At 70.9% G+C, this 17,515-nt stretch carries 16 protein-coding genes; 12 read left to right on the top strand and 4 right to left on the bottom strand.

Annotation, left to right across the window (positions count from 1 at the left end; genetic code table 11):
* Positions 1-375 precede the first annotated feature (375 nt).
* Positions 376-1,794 (top strand): amino acid permease, encoded by a 1,419-nt coding sequence (locus tag ACF1B9_RS11370; RefSeq protein WP_391740857.1) that lies wholly within the window; start codon positions 376-378, stop codon positions 1,792-1,794.
* On the opposite strand, the gene ACF1B9_RS11365 is transcribed toward ACF1B9_RS11370, so the two are convergent.
* Complete coding sequence (locus tag ACF1B9_RS11365) at positions 1,784-2,416, bottom strand: histidine phosphatase family protein (RefSeq protein ID WP_391740858.1); 633 nt, start codon at positions 2,414-2,416, stop codon at positions 1,784-1,786. The genes ACF1B9_RS11370 and ACF1B9_RS11365 overlap by 11 nt on opposite strands.
* Before the next feature lie 115 nt (positions 2,417-2,531).
* Positions 2,532-3,959 carry an FGGY-family carbohydrate kinase gene (locus ACF1B9_RS11360; RefSeq protein ID WP_391740859.1) on the bottom strand — a complete coding sequence of 476 codons (1,428 nt, stop codon included), beginning with the start codon at positions 3,957-3,959 and terminating at the stop codon, positions 2,532-2,534.
* 162 nt (positions 3,960-4,121) lie between these two features.
* Between ACF1B9_RS11360 and ACF1B9_RS11355 the strand changes: the two genes are divergently transcribed.
* From ACF1B9_RS11355 to ACF1B9_RS11320, 8 genes are read left to right on the top strand one after another with little or no spacing between them, the layout of a single operon-like run.
* Positions 4,122-5,552 (top strand): ABC transporter substrate-binding protein, encoded by a 1,431-nt coding sequence (locus ACF1B9_RS11355; protein ID WP_391740860.1) that lies wholly within the window; start codon positions 4,122-4,124, stop codon positions 5,550-5,552.
* A 3-nt stretch (positions 5,553-5,555) separates the two neighbouring features.
* Positions 5,556-6,527, top strand: coding sequence for a carbohydrate ABC transporter permease (locus ACF1B9_RS11350; protein WP_391740861.1), 972 nt, complete (start codon positions 5,556-5,558; stop codon positions 6,525-6,527).
* Positions 6,524-7,396, top strand: a complete 873-nt coding sequence (locus tag ACF1B9_RS11345) for a carbohydrate ABC transporter permease (RefSeq protein WP_391740862.1) — start codon at positions 6,524-6,526, stop codon at positions 7,394-7,396. The genes ACF1B9_RS11350 and ACF1B9_RS11345 overlap by 4 nt, the downstream gene beginning before the upstream one ends.
* Entirely contained in the window at positions 7,393-8,541 is a 1,149-nt protein-coding gene (locus ACF1B9_RS11340; protein WP_391740863.1) for an ABC transporter ATP-binding protein, read from the top strand. The genes ACF1B9_RS11345 and ACF1B9_RS11340 overlap by 4 nt, the downstream gene beginning before the upstream one ends.
* The gene (locus ACF1B9_RS11335; protein WP_391740864.1) at positions 8,538-9,356 is read left to right on the top strand and encodes a DeoR/GlpR family DNA-binding transcription regulator; all 819 of its coding nucleotides are present in this window, start codon (positions 8,538-8,540) and stop codon (positions 9,354-9,356) included. The genes ACF1B9_RS11340 and ACF1B9_RS11335 overlap by 4 nt, the downstream gene beginning before the upstream one ends.
* Positions 9,353-10,429 (top strand): ABC transporter ATP-binding protein, encoded by a 1,077-nt coding sequence (locus ACF1B9_RS11330; RefSeq protein WP_391740865.1) that lies wholly within the window; start codon positions 9,353-9,355, stop codon positions 10,427-10,429. The genes ACF1B9_RS11335 and ACF1B9_RS11330 overlap by 4 nt, the downstream gene beginning before the upstream one ends.
* Complete coding sequence (locus tag ACF1B9_RS11325) at positions 10,426-11,472, top strand: NAD(P)-dependent oxidoreductase (protein WP_391740866.1); 1,047 nt, start codon at positions 10,426-10,428, stop codon at positions 11,470-11,472. The genes ACF1B9_RS11330 and ACF1B9_RS11325 overlap by 4 nt, the downstream gene beginning before the upstream one ends.
* Before the next feature lie 14 nt (positions 11,473-11,486).
* Positions 11,487-12,890: an FGGY family carbohydrate kinase gene (locus tag ACF1B9_RS11320; RefSeq protein WP_391740867.1), complete on the top strand. Its 1,404-nt coding sequence runs from the start codon at positions 11,487-11,489 to the stop codon at positions 12,888-12,890.
* Between the two features lie 32 nt (positions 12,891-12,922).
* On the opposite strand, the gene ACF1B9_RS11315 is transcribed toward ACF1B9_RS11320, so the two are convergent.
* On the bottom strand, positions 12,923-13,627 hold the full coding sequence (locus tag ACF1B9_RS11315; RefSeq protein ID WP_391740868.1) for an anti-sigma factor family protein: 705 nt from the start codon (positions 13,625-13,627) through the stop codon (positions 12,923-12,925).
* A complete protein-coding gene (locus ACF1B9_RS11310; RefSeq protein WP_391740869.1) occupies positions 13,620-14,201 on the bottom strand; it encodes an RNA polymerase sigma factor in 582 nt (193 codons plus the stop codon). Before ACF1B9_RS11310 ends, ACF1B9_RS11315 begins: the two co-directional genes overlap by 8 nt.
* Positions 14,202-14,491: 290 nt before the next feature.
* On the opposite strand from ACF1B9_RS11310, the gene ACF1B9_RS11305 reads away from it, so the two are divergent.
* From ACF1B9_RS11305 to ACF1B9_RS11295, 3 genes are all read left to right on the top strand, one after another.
* Positions 14,492-14,626 (top strand): hypothetical protein, encoded by a 135-nt coding sequence (locus ACF1B9_RS11305; protein ID WP_391740870.1) that lies wholly within the window; start codon positions 14,492-14,494, stop codon positions 14,624-14,626.
* A gap of 12 nt (positions 14,627-14,638) precedes the next feature.
* Complete coding sequence (locus ACF1B9_RS11300) at positions 14,639-16,501, top strand: ABC transporter ATP-binding protein (RefSeq protein WP_391740871.1); 1,863 nt, start codon at positions 14,639-14,641, stop codon at positions 16,499-16,501.
* Positions 16,502-16,759: 258 nt separating this feature from the next.
* Positions 16,760-17,401: a superoxide dismutase gene (locus ACF1B9_RS11295; protein WP_391740872.1), complete on the top strand. Its 642-nt coding sequence runs from the start codon at positions 16,760-16,762 to the stop codon at positions 17,399-17,401.
* Positions 17,402-17,515 lie beyond the last annotated feature (114 nt).

The raw sequence follows: 17,515 nt of genomic DNA, 5'->3' as shown, positions 1-17,515 counted from the left end.
GAGGTGAGGACGGATCGGCTCATATTCTGCCGGGAGGGGCGGCCGGGAGGGACTGTAGGTTCCCGCCAAAACGCGGGCCGCCCACGGGCCGCATCCCCGCCCGACGGGGACCGTTCCCGCATCGCCCGGAGCCGTTCCCGGCCCGCCGGGGGCACGCGCCCGAGCCGCCCGGGATCCCGCTCCGGCGTCGGCGCGTGCCCGGGTGTGCACCTTGTGTGAGCATCGTGCCCGTAATGCGGACAGTGGTTCCCTGTGGGCGGAGTGCGTGCTCAGACTGTCCGCGCAGGTCCCCCACCCCCCACACCTGCTCGTCCCTCCACGTCCCCGCACGGCCCCCGCTTGCACCGTGCCTCCCCTACCGAACAGAGCTCGTCCATGTCTCGGAACACCGCGTCTCCCCCCACCCGCTCCCCGGTCGCCGTCTCCGGCACCGGGGACGATTCTGCGCTCACCCACGGGCTCAAGCAGCGCCACCTCTCGATGATCGCCCTCGGTGGTGTCATCGGCGCCGGGCTCTTCGTCGGCTCGGGTGCGGGTATCGCCGCCGCGGGCCCGTCGATCGTCGTCGCGTACGCCGTCTCCGGGCTGCTGGTCATGCTTGTGATGCGGATGCTCGGCGAGATGTCCGCCGCGAACCCGGCCTCCGGTTCCTTCTCCGTCCACGCGGAGCGGGCGATCGGGCCGTGGGCGGGGTTCACCGTGGGCTGGGCGTTCTGGGTGCTGCTCTGTGTCGCCGTCGGTCTGGAGGGCATCGGTGCCGCGAAGATCGTCACCGGCTGGCTGCCCGGCACACCGGAATGGGCCTGGGTCGCGCTGTTCATGGTGGTCTTCCTGGGCACGAACCTGGCCTCGGTGAAGAAGTTCGGCGAGTTCGAGTTCTGGTTCGCCACCCTCAAGGTCGTGGCGATCACCCTCTTCCTGGTACTGGGCGTGCTGGCGATCCTGGGTGTGCTGCCGGGCACGGACGCCCCCGGCGCCACCAACCTCAGGGGCGAGGGCGGCTTCATGCCGAACGGCGCCGAGGGCCTGGTGATCGGGCTGCTCGCCTCCGTCTTCGCGTACGGCGGTCTGGAGACCGTCACCATCGCCGCGGCCGAGTCCGAGAACCCGGTGCGAGGTGTCGCGAAGGCCGTGCGGACGGCGATGTGGCGGATCGCGCTCTTCTATGTCGGCTCGATGGCCGTCGTCGTCACCCTGGTCCCGTGGGACGACCCGAAGGTCGTGGAGGTGGGCCCGTTCTACGCGGCTCTGAACCACCTCGGCATCAGCGGCGCCGCGGAGATCATGAACGTGGTCATCCTGGTCGCCCTGCTCTCCGCGATGAACGCCAACATCTACGGTGCCTCGCGCATGGCCTGTTCGCTGGTCGCCCGCGGCCAGGGTCCCAAGCGGCTCGGCAGGATCTCCTCGGGCGTCCCGCGCGCGGCCGTCCTGGTCTCGTCCGTGTTCGGCTTCCTGTGCGTGCTGCTCAGCTACTGGCGGCCCGATGACGTCTTCCCGTGGCTGCTCAACATGATCGGCGCGGTGATCCTGGTCGTCTGGATCTTCATCGCCCTCTCCCAGCTGATCCTGCGCGACCGGCTGGAACGCGAGGCACCGGAGAAGCTGGTCGTACGGATGTGGCTCTTCCCGGTCCTGACGGTCGTGGCGCTCCTGGCCATGCTCGGCATCTTCGTCCTGATGCTGCGCCAGCCCGGCACGCGTGACCAGCTGTTGGCGTCCGGTGCCCTGACCGTCGTACTGGCGGCGATCGGTCTCGTACGGCAGCGGCGGTCCGCGGCCGTCAAGAGGTGACGCCGGGCACGCACGGCACGTTGAGGGAGAGCAGCGCACCGCCCTGCTCCCCGATCCGGATCTCGCTGACCGCACCGTTGCGCAATTGCGGGAAGACCCTGCGGTAGGCGCCCAGCGGAATCGACAGCAGTTCGCACAGCACGAGCCGGAGCAGGGTGTTGTGCGCGACGACGAGGACCCGCTGCCCCGGGTGCCCGTCCGCGATCCGGCGCAGCGCCATCGCCCCCCGGGCCGCCGCCGCCCGGGGGTCCTCGGCCCCGGGGAAGGGGTGGGCCACCGGGTCCGCGCGATACTGCCGGGCCCGCTCCGGGTCCCCGGCCGCGAACTCCGTCAGAGTGCGCCCCTCCACCTCACCGAAATCGCATTCGCGCAGGTCGTATTCGCGCCGGGGGACGAGACCGAGCGCCCGGCGGGCGGGCTCCGCCGTCTCGATGGCGCGCGTGAGCGGCGAGGTCCAGATCGCGTCGACCGGGTGCCGGACCGCCCACTCGCCCAGCCGCTCGGCCTGGCGACGCCCTTCGTCGGTGAGGGCGATGTCGCTGACCCCGGCGTAGCGGTTCTCCGCGTGCCAGACGGTCTGCCCGTGGCGGACGAGCAGCAGGGCGGCCGGTCTCCCGGTCATGGCTTCTCCGTTCGGGTACGAGTGGTCATGGCTCCTCCGTTCGGGTACGGGCGGGCCGGGGTGTCGCCGAAGGACCAGGGGCGGATCACGACTTCTCCGATCGGGTCCGGTCGGATCACGACGCCTGGGCCCGCGTACGGGCATGGGCGGCGACCGGGCCCGGGAGCCAGCCCCGTCGCTCCAGTTCGTCCACCAGCGTGAGGTACGGCTCGGTGTACCACGCCGTACGCACCGGATGCGGATGCAGCACGTGGCGCAGCCGCACCATCCCTCCCGCCGCCCTGATCAGTGTGGTCCTGGCCCCTGCCCCGTACGCGGCCAGGACGGCCATGCCGAGGGCGGGTTCGCTGTACTGCGGGATGTATACGGGCCGCCCCAGGATGTCGGCGCGCAGCCGGCTCCAGTAGCCGCTGCGGACCGCACCGCCGGTGAGGGTGAGTCTGCTGTGCACCTGGGCGCCGAGCAGGTCGAGGTAGTCGAGGCAGAGCCGTTCGACCAGGCCCACCCCGGTCAGCAGGGCCAGCCAGTGCTCGGCGTCGGAGGCCGGCTCGCCGAGCAGGAAGCCGGTGGCCTCCGGCGCGACGAAGGGGAACCGCTCGCCCGGCGCGGCGAGGGGGTACGCCACCACGCGCGCGGGCTCGTGCTCGCGAGCCAGCGCGTCCATCCGCGCCGGGTCCACGGCCGGGAAGGCGGCGGTCAGCGCTCCGCCGCCGACACCCGAGGCCCCACCCGGCAGCCAGCTCCCGTCCGGCGCACGGTGGTTGTAGACCACTGCGGCCCGGTCCCGCACCGGCGACGAGGTGACTCCTTTCAGCACCAGCGTCGTGCCCAGCACCGAGTTCCAGGAGCCGACGGTGAGCGAACCGGAGGCGATCTGCGCCGCGCAGCCATCCGTCATCCCGGCCACCAGGAGCGTGCCCGCCGGAATCCCGGTCTCCTCGGCCGCCGCCCGCCCCACCTCACCGATCCGCGTTCCCGGCCGCACCACCTCCGGGAACAGCCCCTCGGGCAGGCCCAGCTTCCCGAACCTCCGGTGCGGCCAGGCGTCGCGTTCCAGGTCGTAGCCGGTCTTCAGGGCATGGCTGGAGTCGGTGGGCACAGGAGTACCGGCGAGCCGCGCCAGCACCAGGTCGGCCTGGTGCATGACCCGTACGCCGTCGCCCGCCCCTGCCCCGTACTCCTTCAGCAGCCACATCACCTTGGGCAGCGCCCAGCTCGGCGGGGTCCGGGCCGTGGCCGCCTCCGTCACGGCGCGCCCGTCGTCGTACATCACCCCAGGGGTCAGGGGCCGGCCGGTCCGGTCGCCGAGCAGAACGGTGCCGGAGGTGGCGCAGACGGCGAGCGCTCGCGGCGCGGGGCAGTCGCGCAGCGCCTGGCGGCTGGCCGCGCAGACGGCCGTCCACCAGTCGAGGGGGCTCTGCTCGTGCCGCACCCCGTCGCGTCTGCCGGTGAGCGGGGCGGAGCCACTGCCGAGGATCTCACCACGGTCTGTCGCCACCACCGCGCGGACGCTCTGCGTGCCGAGATCGATGCCCATCCACATATCGGCCCTCCTTGTGAAGTTCTCACTCTGCACCGAGAATTTCCGTTGCGCGAGGGATTGACGGCCAACTTCTGTTGTTCCAAGCTCTGTTAACCAGTCGACTCAACGTGTGAACGGCATCGCTCCCCTCCCCCATCTCCGGCCGGACCGTGGAGGTCACGGATGGACATGCACGCGCACGACCGACGGCGGTTCCTCGCCATCGGTGCGGCGGCGGCGGCCGCGTCCGCCACCCCGCTGCTCACCGCCTGCGGCGCGGGCTTCGGCGGTGACACCAGCAACGGCGGCGGCTCCGCGGCCGACGACGTCACCGGCTCCTTCGACTGGAAGCGGGCCAAGGGCAGGACGGTCAAGGCGCTGCTCAACAAGCATCCGTACACCGATGCCCTGATCGCCGATCTGAAGGCGTTCACCGAGAAGACCGGCATCAAGGTCGAGTACGACGTCTTCCCCGAGGACAACTATTTCGACAAGCTCACCGTCGACCTCTCCAGCGGGCGCGCCTCCTACGACGTCTTCATGCTCGGCGCGTACATGGTGTGGCAGTACGGCCCGCCGGGCTGGCTGGAGGATCTCGGCCCCTGGATGCGCAACTCCTCGGCGACCGGGGCCGAATGGGACCAGGCGGACTTCTTCCCCAACCTGCTCCGGGCGGACCAGTGGTCGCTGAAGGCGGGCGCTCCGCTCGGGCAGGGCGGGCAGTACGCGCTGCCATGGGGATGGGAGACCAATGTCGTCGCGTACAACACCGAGGTGTTCGAGAAGCTGGGCCTGAAGCCGGCCGAGACCTTCGACGAACTGCGCGAGGTGGCCGGGGCCATCACCCGCAGGGCCCCCGGGGCGGGCTTCGACGGGATGTACGGGGTCGCGGTGCGCGGCTCGCGCAGCTGGGCGACGATCCACCCGGGCTTCATGACGATGTACGCCCGCAACGGGCTGAAGGACTTCACCGTCGAGGGCGACGGGGTGAAGCCCGCGATGAACTCCCCGGAGGCGATCGCGTTCACCCGGGACTGGGCGGAGATGGTCAGGAAGGGCGGGCCGCCGTCCTGGACCTCGTACACCTGGTACCAGTGCTCCAGCGACCTCGGTGCCAAGAAGGCGGGGATGCTCTTCGACGCGGACACCGCCGCCTACTTCCAGGCGGTGAAGGGGGCCTCCCCCGCCTCCGGGAAGATCGCCTTCCACCCCGGCCCCAAGGGCCCCGACGGCTCGCTCGCCACGAACATGTGGATCTGGTCGCTCGGCATGAACGCCAGGAGCCGCAACAAAACGGCGGCCTGGCTGTTCCTCCAGTGGGCGACCGGCAAGGAGCATCTGCGCAAGGGCGCGATCGAGCACAACCACATCGACCCGGTACGCAGGTCGGTCAGCCAGGACCCCGCGTACAAGGAGAAGATGCGGGCCATCCCCGGCTTCATCGAGACGTTCGAGACGGTCGTCGACCAGACGAAGATCCAGTTCACCCCGCAGGAGCAGTTCTTCGACGCGACGACCAGCTGGGCCGCCGCCCTCCAGGAGATCTACGGCGGGAAGAACGCCTCGTCCGTGCTGAACTCACTGGCCGGCGATCTGGCGTCGAAGGCCGGCTGACCGATGTCCGGACGCGTGGCGCCCGTGCCGGAGACCGACCACGGGGCGGCCTTCGGCACGGGGGCCGGGAAGCGGGCACAGCGGGCGGTACCGGCGTGGCGCCGCTCGCTGCGGCCGTATCTGCTGATCGTGCCCGCACTGCTGCTTACCGGCGGCATCCTCTACCCGTTCGGACTCGGCCTCTACTACACGGTGTTCGACTTCGCGGCGAGCAAACCGCGACCGGACCTGGTCGGCGTCGAGAACTACCGGCGGATCCTCACCCAGCCCTCGTTCTGGGACTCGGCGCGGGTGACGACGCTGTACGCGGTCGGCGCGGCGGCCGTCGAGACCGTGCTCGGGGTGGCCGTGGCCCTGCTGCTGCACCGGTCGAGCCTCGTCGGACGGGTGCTGGAGAAGATCCTGATCCTGCCCCTGATGATCGCGCCGGTGATCGCCGCGATCATGTGGAAGCTGATGCTCCAGCCGTCGGTCGGCGTCGTCAACCATCTGCTCAAGCCGTTCGGCCTCGGCGGTGTGCAGTGGACGGACACGCCGACGGGCGCGCTGCTGTCGTCGATCGCCGTGGACGTGTGGGTCTACACCCCGTTCGTCGCGATCCTCGCGCTGGCCGGACTGCGCTCGCTGCCCGCCTCGCCGTTCGAGGCGGCGGCGGTCGACGGGGCGGGCTGGTGGTTCACCTTCCGGCGCCTCACCCTGCCGATGCTGTGGCCGTACGTCCTGGTCGCCGTGATCTTCCGGTTCATGGACTCGCTGAAGGTCTTCGACATCATCTACGCGCTGACCGAGGGCGGCCCCGGCGACTCCACGATGGTCCTCCAGATCCGGGCCTATCTGGAGGCGATCCGCTTCCAGCGCTACTCGTTCGGGATCAGCTACATGATCGTCCTCTGGGCCGTGGTGTACCTCGTCACGATGGTGCTGGTGCGCTATCTGGGCCGGATCCAGAACCGGGCGGCGGAGGTGCCGGGATGAGGCGCGGACGTACGGGGGACGGACGCGGAGGTGCCGGGACGAGGCGCAGGGCGCTCTCCGTCGCCGCCGACCTGGCGCTGATCCTCTACTTCGTCTTCGCGCTGTTCCCGGTCGCCTGGATGGTGATCCTGTCGCTGAAGCCGACGAACGAGCTGTTCAGTACGTACTTCTCGTTCACCCCGACCTTCGACTCCTACCGCACCGTGCTCGGCGCCGGGGACGACCAGGGCGTGCCGTTCGTGCGGTTCTTCGTGAACAGCCTGGTCGTGTCGCTGGGCGCGGTCGCGCTGTCGCTGCTGATCGGGCTGCCCGCCGCGTACGCCGCCGCGCGGTGGCGGTTCCGCGGCTCGGAGAACCTGATGTTCACCCTGCTCTCGTTCCGCTTCGCGCCCGAACTCACCGTCATCATCCCGCTGTTCGTGCTCTACCAGAAGCTCGGGCTCTTCGACACGTATGTCGGCATGGTGTGGGTGCTGCAACTGGTGACCCTCCCGCTGATCGTCTGGATCATGCGGTCGTACTTCTCGGATCTCTCCCCCGAGCTGGAGCAGGCGGCGCTGCTGGACGGCTACACCCGCAAGCAGGCGTTCTTCAAGGTCGCGCTGCCGCTGGTGAAGCCGGGCATCGCGGCCGTCTCGCTGCTGGCGTTCATCTTCGCGTGGAACAACTTCGTCTTCCCGCTGATCCTGACGTCGTCGGACGCGCAGACGGTGACGGTGGGCGCGTTGTCCTTCCTCGGCGGCGACCGGCCCAAGTACAACCTGACGGCCGCGGCGGCCCTGGTCTCGGTGGTCCCGCCATTGCTGCTGGCGCTCACCATCCAGCGGTATCTGGTGCGCGGGCTGTCGTTCGGGGCGGTGAAGTCATGACCGGCCCGGCGGCGATCACGCTGCGCGGGGTCAGCAAGCGGTACGGGAGGAACACCGCGCTCGACGGTCTGGACCTGGAGGTGGCCGAGGGCGAGTTCTTCTGCCTGCTCGGCCCGTCCGGCGCCGGGAAGACGACCACGCTCAAGACGATCGCCGGCCTGGAGGAGCCACAGGCCGGGACGGTCGAGCTGGGCGGGACGGACATGGCGGGCGTGGAGCCGTACGACCGGGGCGTGGCCATGTGTTTCGAGTCGTACGCCCTGTACCCGCACCGCACCGCGTACGACAATCTCGCCTCCCCGCTCCGCTCGCCGCGCCACCGCCTCCCCGCGCACGAGGCGCGCGAGCGGATCGGGGAGATCGCCGAACTCCTCGGGATCGGCGCCCTGTTGGACCGTCCGGTGGGCAGGCTCTCCAACGGTCAGCGGCAGCGGGTGGCGCTCGGCCGGGTACTGGTCCGGCCGGCCCGCGCGTTCCTGCTCGACGAGCCGCTGTCGCATCTCGACGCGAAGCTGCGACAGGCGATGCGCGCGGAGCTGAAGGCGATCGGCTCGGTCCGGAGCACGACCACGCTGTACGTCACCCACGACTCGGTGGAGGCGCTGGCGCTCGGGGACCGGATCGGGGTGATCAGCGACGGCCGCATGGTGCAGACCGGCACCCGCGAAGAGCTGTGGCACCGCCCGTACGACACCTTCGTCGCCCGGTCCTTCGGCAGACCCCGGATCAATCTGCTGCCGGGCACGGTGACGGCCGAGGGGTGCTTCCGGTCGCCGGACGGGGCGTACGAGCTGCCGCTGAGGGTTCCCGCACCGCCCGGGACCGCGGTCCAACTGGGCGTACGGCCGCGGGACATCCGGCTCCTGGGGCCCGGTGAGGGCCCGGGTGCGGTACCGGCCGGCACCGGCCCCGGCACGTGCGAGGGCCTGGAGCTGGCCGGAGTCGTCCACGTGACCGAGCTGCTGGGCCGCGCCACCGAGGTCACCGTCCGGATCGGCGGCCGGCGGCTGTCCCTCGTCGTCCCGCGCGCCGACGCGGCGGGCCTGAGCCCCGACCGTCCGGTCCGGCTCTCCGTACCGCCTGAGAGTCTGCTGCTGTTCGAGGCCGACCGGCCGGCACGTCCAGGACGAAGGATCAGCACGTGAGCAACGTTCCGCAGCGGGGCCCCGCCCCGCGCCAGGCATCCATAGCCGAGTACGTCCTCGCACAGGGCGAGGTGAGCGCCGCCGAGCTGGCGGAACGCTTCGACGTCAGCCTGATGACCATCCACCGGGATCTGGACGAGCTGGAACGGCAGGGCATCGTCCGCAAGTTCCGCGGCGGTGTCACCGCCCAGCCGTCCGGAGTCTTCGAGTCGAACGTCTCCTACCGGCTGAAGACGATGCGCGCCGAGAAGGCCGCCGTCGCCGAACGGGCCCTGCGGCTCATAGAACCGGGCATGGCGGTGATGCTCGACGATTCGACGTCCACCCTGGAAATAGCGCGCAGACTGCGCTCCATCACCCCGCTGACCGTCGTCACCAACTTCCTGGAGGCGATCAACCTGCTGTCGCAGGAGCGCGGCATCCATCTGATGGGTCTCGGCGGCGACTTCGACCCGCTGCACTCCTCCTTCCTCGGCGTCTCGTGCGTGGAGGCGGTGCAGTCGCTCCAGGTCGACATCTGCTTCACCTCCACCTCCGCGGCGTCCGGCGGTTACGCCTACCACCAGGAGCAGCACATCGTCTCCGTGAAGCGGGCGATGCTCGACTCGGCGAGCCGCAATGTGCTGCTGCTCGACCACTCCAAGCTGGGCCGGGTCGCCCTGCACCGGCTCGCCCCGCTCTCCCGGTTCGATCTGCTGCTGGTCGACGACGGGGCGTCCGAGCGGGACCTGCGCGAACTCGACGAGCACAAGGTGCCCTACGAGGTCTGCGGCACCGGCCGCGAGTCCGGAACGGGAGGCGGCGATGACGGATGACTGAACTGGTCCTGCGCGCACTGCGCAAGACCTACACCGGACGTGGCCGGGCCGCCGTCGAAGCGGTCCGCTCCCTCGACATCGAACTGCGCTCCGGCGAACTGCTGGGGCTGCTCGGCCCGTCCGGCTGCGGCAAGTCCACCACCCTGCGGATGATCGCCGGACTGGAGCCGGTCACCGGCGGCGACATCCTCATCGGCGGCTCGTCGGTGGTGGGGCTCCCCGCCCAGCGGCGCAACATCGGGGTGGCGTTCGAGAACTACGCCCTGTACCCGCCGCTGACGGTCGCGGAGAACCTCGGGTTCGGACTGGCCGCCCGGCGCCGGTACGGACGGGCCGAGATCCGCCGCCGGGTCTCCGACATGGCCGCACGCATCGGGATCACGGAACTGCTGGACGCCCGCCCCGCCGGGCTCTCCAGCGGCCAGAAGCAGCGGGTCGCCCTCGCCCGCGCCCTGATCCGTACCCCGGACGTGCTGCTGCTCGACGAGCCGCTGTCCCATCTGGACGCCGCCCAGCGCGACACCACCCGACGGGAGTTGAAGCGCATCCAGCGGGACAGCGGCCACACCACCATCCTCGTCACGCACGATCAGGAGGAGGCGCTGTCGCTCGCCGACCGGATCGCGGTGATGCGGGACGGCGAGATCCAGCAGCTCGGCACCCCCGAGGAGATCTACGACGCGCCGGTGAATCTGTTCGTCGCCGACTTCGTCGGGGAGCCGGCGATCAATCTGCTGCCGGGGACGGCCGACGGGGCGGGCGGGGTGCGGCTCTCGGACTCCGTGCTCATCCCCGTACCGCACCGCCCGGCGGCGGGACGCGCGGTGGTGCTCGGCATCCGCCCGGAGGACCTGCGCCTGGACGACACTGGTGCACGGGCCCGGGTCGCCGCCCATGAACCCCTGCTGGAATCCGGCATCGCCACGCTCTCGCTCGACGGGGTGGCGGAGCCCCTGGTCGCCGTGACCGGTCCGGAGGTACGGCTCGACCGGGACGACACCGTACGCATCACCGCCGATCCCCGGCACATCCATGTCTTCGACGCCCGGACAGGAGACGCTCTGCGATGAACCGCCCCGCGACAGTCCGCCCCACGACGAGAATTCTGGTCGCCGGTGACCATTTCGTCCGCAACTCCCTGATCGCCGAGGCCCTGCAGCACGCCCTCGGCCCTCTCGGCACGGAGCCCCACCTCACCGAACTCACCCTTCCCTGGCCCCTGGAGCCCTTCGGCAAGGTCGCCGAGGTCGACGAGGCCAGCGACGCCGAGGACGCGCTGATCGCCGCGCTGGACGGGGTGGAGGTGTGCGTGACGCAGATGGGCCCGTTCACCGAGCGGGTCCTGGCCGCCGCACCGGATCTGCGGCTGGTCGTGGTCTGCCGGGGCGGCCCGGTCAACGTCAACGCGGCCGCGGCACGGGCCCGGGGGGTGCGGGTCTGCTTCGCGCCCGGCCGCAACGCGGCGGCGACCGCGGAGTTCACCGTGGGTCTGATCCTCTGCGCCCTGCGCCGCCTCCCCGAGGCCCACCGCTCCCTCGCCGTCGACGGCCGCTGGGACGCCTCCCACTACACGTACGAGAACTGCGGGCTGGAGCTGGAGGACACCCCCGTCGGCCTGATCGGCTACGGGGCGGTGGGCAGCCGGGTCGCCCGGGTGCTCTCCGCGTTCGGCGCCGAGGTCGAGGTGTACGACCCGCATGTGCGCGGCGACGTCCATGGCATGCGCGCGCCTTCGCTGGAGGCGCTCCTGGACCGCTCCCGTGTCCTCACCCTGCACGCCAGGCTCACCCCGGAGACCCGGCATCTCATCGGCGCCCGCGAGCTGGCCCTGCTGCCGCACGGCGCGGTTCTGGTCAACGCGGCCCGGGGCGGGCTGCTGGACACGGAGGCGCTGTGCGACGCCCTGGACTCGGGGCGGTTGCGGGCCGCGGCACTGGACACGTACGAGCAGGAACCGCCCCCGGCCGGATCGCGGCTCTTTCGCACCCCGCATCTGCTGATGACCCCGCACGTGGCGGGCGCCAGCCGGGCCGTCGCGCACAAGGCGGCCCGGATCGCCGCGGCCGAGGTGGCGCGCTACGTGCGGGGCGAACCGCTCGCCCACGCGCTGTGAGGAGGGCCGGACCCATGACGAGATACATCGGCATCGATGTCGGCACATCCGTGGTGAAGGCCGCGGCCTTCGACCCGCGCGGCCGCACCCTGGCCGTCGAGTCCCGCCCGGTGGGACTCACGATCCACGGCGGTTTCGTGGAACAGGACATGGACGAGGTGTACGGGGCGGTCTGCGAGGTCCTGGCCGCGCTGGGCTCCGACGGGGTCGCGTTCGCCGGTCTCACCGGACAGGGCGACGGGGTCTGGCTGGTCGACGCGGCGGGCCGGCCGGTCCGTACGGCGATCTCCTGGATGGACGGCCGCGCCCATGAAGTGGTCGACGCCTGGCAGGCGTCCGGTGTCTTCGGGGCGGTCTACCGGCGCACCGGCAGCGCGATGTTCCCGGGCTGTCCGGGCCCGGTGCTGGCCTGGCTCGACCGTCACGACCCGGCCTCGCTCGACGCGGCGACGACCGCGCTGTACTGCAAGGACATGGTGTTCCAGCGGCTGACCGGGGTGCGGGCCACGGACGTCTCCGACGCCTCGATGCCGTTTCTGGACCCGATGACCCGTACGTACTCGTCCGACGTCGTGGCGGCGCTCGGGCTCGACCACCGGGCCTCGCTCCTCGCCCCGGTCAGCGACCCGGTCGCCACCGCCGAACTCCCCTCCGGGGTACGGATCTCCAACGGCCCGTACGATCTGCCGGCCTGCGCCCTCGGCGCGGGCGTGACCCGTCCCGGTGACGGTCTGCTGATCGTCGGCACCTGCCTGGCCGCCCTGGTGGCCACCGGGCGGCTCGATCTGGACGGCGAGCCCGCCGGTCTCCACATCTCCACCGACCGACCCGGCCACTGGCTGCGCGCCATGCCCGCGATGGTCGGCACCGCGGCCCTCGACTGGGTCCTGAGCACCACCGGCGTGCGGCACACGGAGGTCGACTCCGTGCTCGCCGCCACCCCGCCCGGCGCGAACGGTGTCCGCGTACTCCCCTACTTCGCCCCGTCCGGCGAGCGCGCCCCGTTCGTCGAGCCACGCCTGCGCGCCGAACTCACCGGTGTGTCCCTGGAAACCACCCCGGCGGATCTGATCCGCGCGGTCTGCGAGGGCATCGGCTTCGCCGCCCGCCACTGCCTGGAGGCCGCTGGCCTCACCGGCTCCCTCGCCCTGTGCGGCGGCGGCACCCGCTCCCCCGCCTGGATGCGCCTGTTCGCGGACGTACTGGGCCGGCCGGTCCGGATCGTGGAGGGCGAGGTCGGTGCGCGGGGCGCGGTGCTCGCGGCGGCGCGCCGCTTCGGGGCGGAGCTGGACACGTCCGCCTGGACGGCCCCGACGACGGTGGTCGAACCGGACCCGGCGCGGGCGTCGTTCTACGCGAAGGCGTACGACGACCATCTGACCCGGCTCGCCGAGGCCCGTGCGCGGGCCCGCGCGTGACGACGTGTTCCCGGTGTCCACGGGCGCGGACGTCAGCTGTGGAGCTGACCGAAGGCGGCGCTCGCGAGCACGGAGCCGTCCGAGTTGAGCAGGCGGACGCCGGTGACCGGCGATGTGCCGGCCGGGTAGGGCCCTGCCCAGGAGCCGTAGCCCTTGTGATTGAGGGTGAAGGAACCGACCCGGACGGTGGAGCCGTCGGCCCGTTGCAACTGGCAGCGGACAGTGCCGGAGTGCCCGTCGGCGTCCACCGCCATGTACAACCAGGGCGAGGTCCCGGTGTAGAGGTAGACCTGCCCGAACGATGTGCCCGCGTTGGCGAGTTCGGCGGTGAGCAGCCGAGGTTGTACCGGGGAGACGATGGGCGCGACCGGGGCCGGACGGCCGACGGACGCACCGAGCACCCAGCCGCCTCCGCCGAGGGCCAGACCCGCTGCCGCCGCCGCCGCGCCGAGGGCGAACCGCCGCCACTGCACGCGTCGGCGCGGGGGCCGTCCGGAGGCGAGTCCGAGCCGGTCGATCACCCTGTCCTCGAAGCCGACCGGTGGTTCGCTGCCCGGAACGAGGTCCAGCAGTGCGTCCGACGTGGCCGCGAGCTCGCGGAGGTGTTCGCGGCAGGCAGGACAGTGCTCCAGGTGTTCCATCGCCCCGGCCCTCTCCTCGGCGGGCAGCACGCCGAGCGCCAGTTCCGCGCCGATCTCCCGGAGCCGCTCACAGGTGAACCCGCCGTTGTCAGTCATGGTCCACCTGCCTGGTCGCGAGGGATGCCCGGACCTTGCCCATGGCCGCCCTTATCCGGCTCTTGGCGGTACCGAGCGGTATCTCCTCGAAGTCGGCGATCTGTTGAGCCGTCATCCCGTAGATACCGGCCATCACCAGGGCTCGTGCCTGTTCCCGTGGCAGTGAGCCGACCGCGCGGCGCAGTTCCTCCGCGGTTTCGGCGGAGAGCGCGTGCCGCTCCGGTGTGTCGGTGATGGTCTCCATCATGTTCTCCATGTCCGCGGGGTCGACCGGAGTGGCCTTGCGCGAGCGGACGGCGTCGATCGCGAGGTTGTGCGCGATGGCCGCCAGCCAGGTGGGCACCGATCCCCGGCGCGGGTCGTAGACCTGAGCGTGTCGGCAGGCCCGCTCGAAGGTCTGCTGTGCGATGTCCTCGGCGAGCTGGACGTCGCCGACCACGGCGACGGCCACGCCGAAAACACGACGCTGGAACCGCCGGACGAAGGCCACGGCGATCTCGGGGTCGCCGGTCATGAGCCCGGCCAGCAGCGCTTCGTCGGGCACCCGCTCCAAGGGGATGCCAATCCTGCGCATACTCCTTACGTAACACGGGCCCGCACGGATTGCCTGCCCCGGGCGGCCCCGGTGCGGTGGAAGGACTGGCCCGGAGCCCCGGCACACCTGCGCGGCGAGGAGGGCAGGCGGACCCGGGTGAGAAAAATTTCCCGAAAGGGCAATCCCGTGAGCGCTCCGGAGCGTATTGCGTCTGGAAGCCTCTTCAGGAGGAAAGCTCATGGCGATCTTCAGTCATCTCATCCCCGCAGAACGCCGTCACGACAGGGGGGACAGGTCGCGGCGCTTCGACGACCACGGAAGGGACCATCGTGGCCACGGTCGTGACGACCACGACCACGACCACGGTGACCATGGTGACCGTGGCCACCGCGATCACCGCCGGTGATCGCACAGAACGGCTGAGCGGGCCCGGGCTCTTGGCCCGCTCGGTCGGCAATCCTTGAGGAACGCGTCCTATGAGGCGTGTCTCGCTTCATGTGCTGCGGCGGCTGCTGTCGGTGGCCGAAGACCCCGACGCGGTCGTCGCCGCCGCGCCGCCCGTAGCACCGCGTGAGGCGTTCCGGCGGTTCTGGCCCTATACCCGCGGTGGCCGGCGCTGGCTCGTTCCGGTACTCGTCCTCAGCATGGTCGGCCCCGTCGTCGACGGGGCCGAGATCTGGCTCTTCAAGATCGTGGTGGACGACGTCCTCGTGCCGCGCGATCTGCGTCCCTTCCTCTGGATCGCCCTGGCCTACGCAGGGCTCATCATCTGCTCCGGCATTCTGGGATTCGCCGACGATGTGACGTCCACCTGGGTCGGCGAGCGTTTTCTGCTGGCCCTTCGGTCGGAGGTGTTCCGGCACGTGCAGGGTCTCTCGCTCGGATTCTTCGAACGGCGGCGGCTGGGGGACGTGCTGTCACGTATCACCGGCGATGTCGACGCGGTGGAAACGTTCCTCCTCTCGGGGGTGTCGGACGGCCTCTACTACGTGGTCCGGCTGGGCGTCTTCCTCGGTCTGCTGTTCTACCTGCGCTGGGATCTGACCCTCCTCGCCCTCGTCATCGTGCCGCTCTTCTGGTGGGCGGCCCGGCACTTCTCCCGGCTGATCAAGGTCACGTCGCGGGAGCGGCGGCGGCGCAGCGGTTCGCTCAGCGCGATCGCCGAGGAGTCGCTCGGCAACATCGCGCTGGTGCAGGCGTACAACCGGCAGGAGTCGGAGGCGCGCCGGTTCGAACGCGAGAGTGCGGGCAAGTTCCGCGCGGCGATGGCCTCGGCGCGCATCCGCGCCGTCTACAGCCCGATCGTCGAGATCATCGAGCTGGCCGGCGGGCTGGTCGTCATGGGCCTGGGCACGTGGAAGCTGGCCGAGGGTCAGCTCACGCTGGGCGGGCTGCTGGTCTTCCTCGCGCTGCTGGGCAACCTCTACGGTCCGATCCGGGACCTGTCCCACCTCACCAACACGTTCTACGCGGCGTCCGCCTCCGCCGAGCGGATCATCGAATTGCTCGACCAGAGCCCCCAGGTCGTCGAAGCCGCCGACGCCCGGCGGACGGGGCGCGCCCGGGGCGACATCGAGTTCCGCGGCGTCTGCTTCCGCTATCCGGGTACACCCCGGTGGGCGCTCTTGGACGTGTCGTTCCACGTGACGCCCGGCACCACGCTGGCACTGGTCGGCGCGAGCGGTGCCGGTAAGTCCACGATCGGGAAGCTGCAACTGCGCTTCTACGACCCGGACCGGGGGGCGATCCTGCTCGACGGCACCGACCTGAGGGACCTCCGGCTGTCCGAGCTGCGCGAGAACGTGGCGGTGGTCCTCCAGGAGACATTGGTCTTCCACGGCACCGTACGGGAGAACATCGCCTACGGCCGCCCGGACGCGACAGAGGCGGACATCGTCGCGGCGGCGCGCGCCGCCGACGCCCACGACTTCATCCAGCTGCTGCCCGAGGGCTACGACACCCTGGTGGGCCAGCGTGGCCGAACCCTGTCCGGCGGGCAGGCCCAGCGCCTCGCGATCGCCCGCGCGATGATCAGGGACGCACCCGTCCTGCTCCTGGACGAACCGACCACCGGCCTGGACGCCCGGTCGTGCCACCGGATCATGGAACCGCTGCGCCGGCTCATGGCCGGGCGGACCACCGTCGTCATCTCCCACAACCTGCTCACCGTCCGCGACGCCACCTCCACCGTGGTCCTGGACCGCGGCCGGGTCGTCGAGCACGGAACGCACGAAGAACTGCTCCTGCGCGGCGGGGCCTACGCCCGGCTTCACCAGCTGGACGGAGTGACCGGCGCCGCCGTCGCCGACTCCCCACCCGCGCGAGAGGTTCTGTCATGAACCGCATCACCACACGAGCGGCCCCCGCCCCTCGTGCCCGGAACGGAACCCGCGCCGGGGTACCCCACGGTCCCCGAACTCGCCGCCGCCCCCGACGCGACTGCGCCGTGGCAGGGGCGCCACGTCGGTCCTCACCGACCGGTCGAAAGGACAAGTCCTAGGGCGAAGGGCTGATCACTTTCGACCCCTCCTGCTGCTAGCCTGCTCTTGCATATAGGTTGCAGTAACAACAGGAAAGCAGCTGGAGGGTTCGACCACATGGCCACGTACACGCTCCCGGAACTCCCGTACGACTACGCGGCGCTCGAACCGGTCATCAATCCGCAGATCATCGAGCTCCACCACGACAAGCACCACGCCGCCTATGTGAAGGGCGCGAACGACACCCTGGAGCAGCTGGCGGAGGCGCGCGACAAGGAGGCCTGGGGAGCGATCAACGGGCTCCAGAAGAACCTCGCGTTCCACCTCTCCGGCCACATCCTGCACTCGATCTACTGGCACAACATGACCGGCGACGGCGGCGGCGAGCCGCTCGCGGCGGACGGTGTCGGCGACCTCGCGGACGCGATCACGGAGTCGTTCGGCTCGTTCGCCGGTTTCAAGTCCCAGCTGACGAAGGCCGCGGCCACCACGCAGGGCTCCGGCTGGGGCGTCCTCGCCTACGAGCCGGTGAGCGGCAAGCTGATCGTCGAGCAGGTCTACGACCACCAGGGCAACGTCGGCCAGGGCTCCGTCCCGGTCCTGGTCTTCGACGCCTGGGAGCACGCCTTCTACCTCCAGTACAAGAACCAGAAGGTCGACTTCATCGACGCCATGTGGGCCGTCGTCAACTGGCAGGACGTGGCGCAGCGTTACGCGGCCGCCAAGGAGCGCGCCGACGTGCTGCTGCTCGCCCCCTGACCGGGAGGCGCGGGAACGTCCTGCCTCGTGATCGTCTTCTCAACCTTCACCGGGCAGGCGGATGAAGGGGGGACCCCCGCCTGGACGTGACAGGCGGGGGTCCTTCTGTCGTGT

It is taken from the genome of Streptomyces sp. NPDC014727 (assembly GCF_043083485.1).
Taxonomy (GTDB): Bacteria; Actinomycetota; Actinomycetes; order Streptomycetales; family Streptomycetaceae; genus Streptomyces.
Note: the sequence above shows the minus strand (reverse complement) of the source record. Positions and strands in the feature narration are given on the sequence as shown.

Coding starts and splice junctions, on each gene's coding strand:
- ACF1B9_RS11370 (WP_391740857.1), top strand. CDS start 376: ATGTCTCGGAACACCGCGTCTCCCCCCACCCGCTCCCCGGTCGCCGTC.
- ACF1B9_RS11365 (WP_391740858.1), bottom strand. CDS start 2,416: ATGACCGGGAGACCGGCCGCCCTGCTGCTCGTCCGCCACGGGCAGACC.
- ACF1B9_RS11360 (WP_391740859.1), bottom strand. CDS start 3,959: ATGTGGATGGGCATCGATCTCGGCACGCAGAGCGTCCGCGCGGTGGTG.
- ACF1B9_RS11355 (WP_391740860.1), top strand. CDS start 4,122: ATGGACATGCACGCGCACGACCGACGGCGGTTCCTCGCCATCGGTGCG.
- ACF1B9_RS11350 (WP_391740861.1), top strand. CDS start 5,556: ATGTCCGGACGCGTGGCGCCCGTGCCGGAGACCGACCACGGGGCGGCC.
- ACF1B9_RS11345 (WP_391740862.1), top strand. CDS start 6,524: ATGAGGCGCGGACGTACGGGGGACGGACGCGGAGGTGCCGGGACGAGG.
- ACF1B9_RS11340 (WP_391740863.1), top strand. CDS start 7,393: ATGACCGGCCCGGCGGCGATCACGCTGCGCGGGGTCAGCAAGCGGTAC.
- ACF1B9_RS11330 (WP_391740865.1), top strand. CDS start 9,353: ATGACTGAACTGGTCCTGCGCGCACTGCGCAAGACCTACACCGGACGT.
- ACF1B9_RS11325 (WP_391740866.1), top strand. CDS start 10,426: ATGAACCGCCCCGCGACAGTCCGCCCCACGACGAGAATTCTGGTCGCC.
- ACF1B9_RS11320 (WP_391740867.1), top strand. CDS start 11,487: ATGACGAGATACATCGGCATCGATGTCGGCACATCCGTGGTGAAGGCC.
- ACF1B9_RS11315 (WP_391740868.1), bottom strand. CDS start 13,627: ATGACTGACAACGGCGGGTTCACCTGTGAGCGGCTCCGGGAGATCGGC.
- ACF1B9_RS11310 (WP_391740869.1), bottom strand. CDS start 14,201: ATGCGCAGGATTGGCATCCCCTTGGAGCGGGTGCCCGACGAAGCGCTG.
- ACF1B9_RS11300 (WP_391740871.1), top strand. CDS start 14,639: ATGAGGCGTGTCTCGCTTCATGTGCTGCGGCGGCTGCTGTCGGTGGCC.
- ACF1B9_RS11295 (WP_391740872.1), top strand. CDS start 16,760: ATGGCCACGTACACGCTCCCGGAACTCCCGTACGACTACGCGGCGCTC.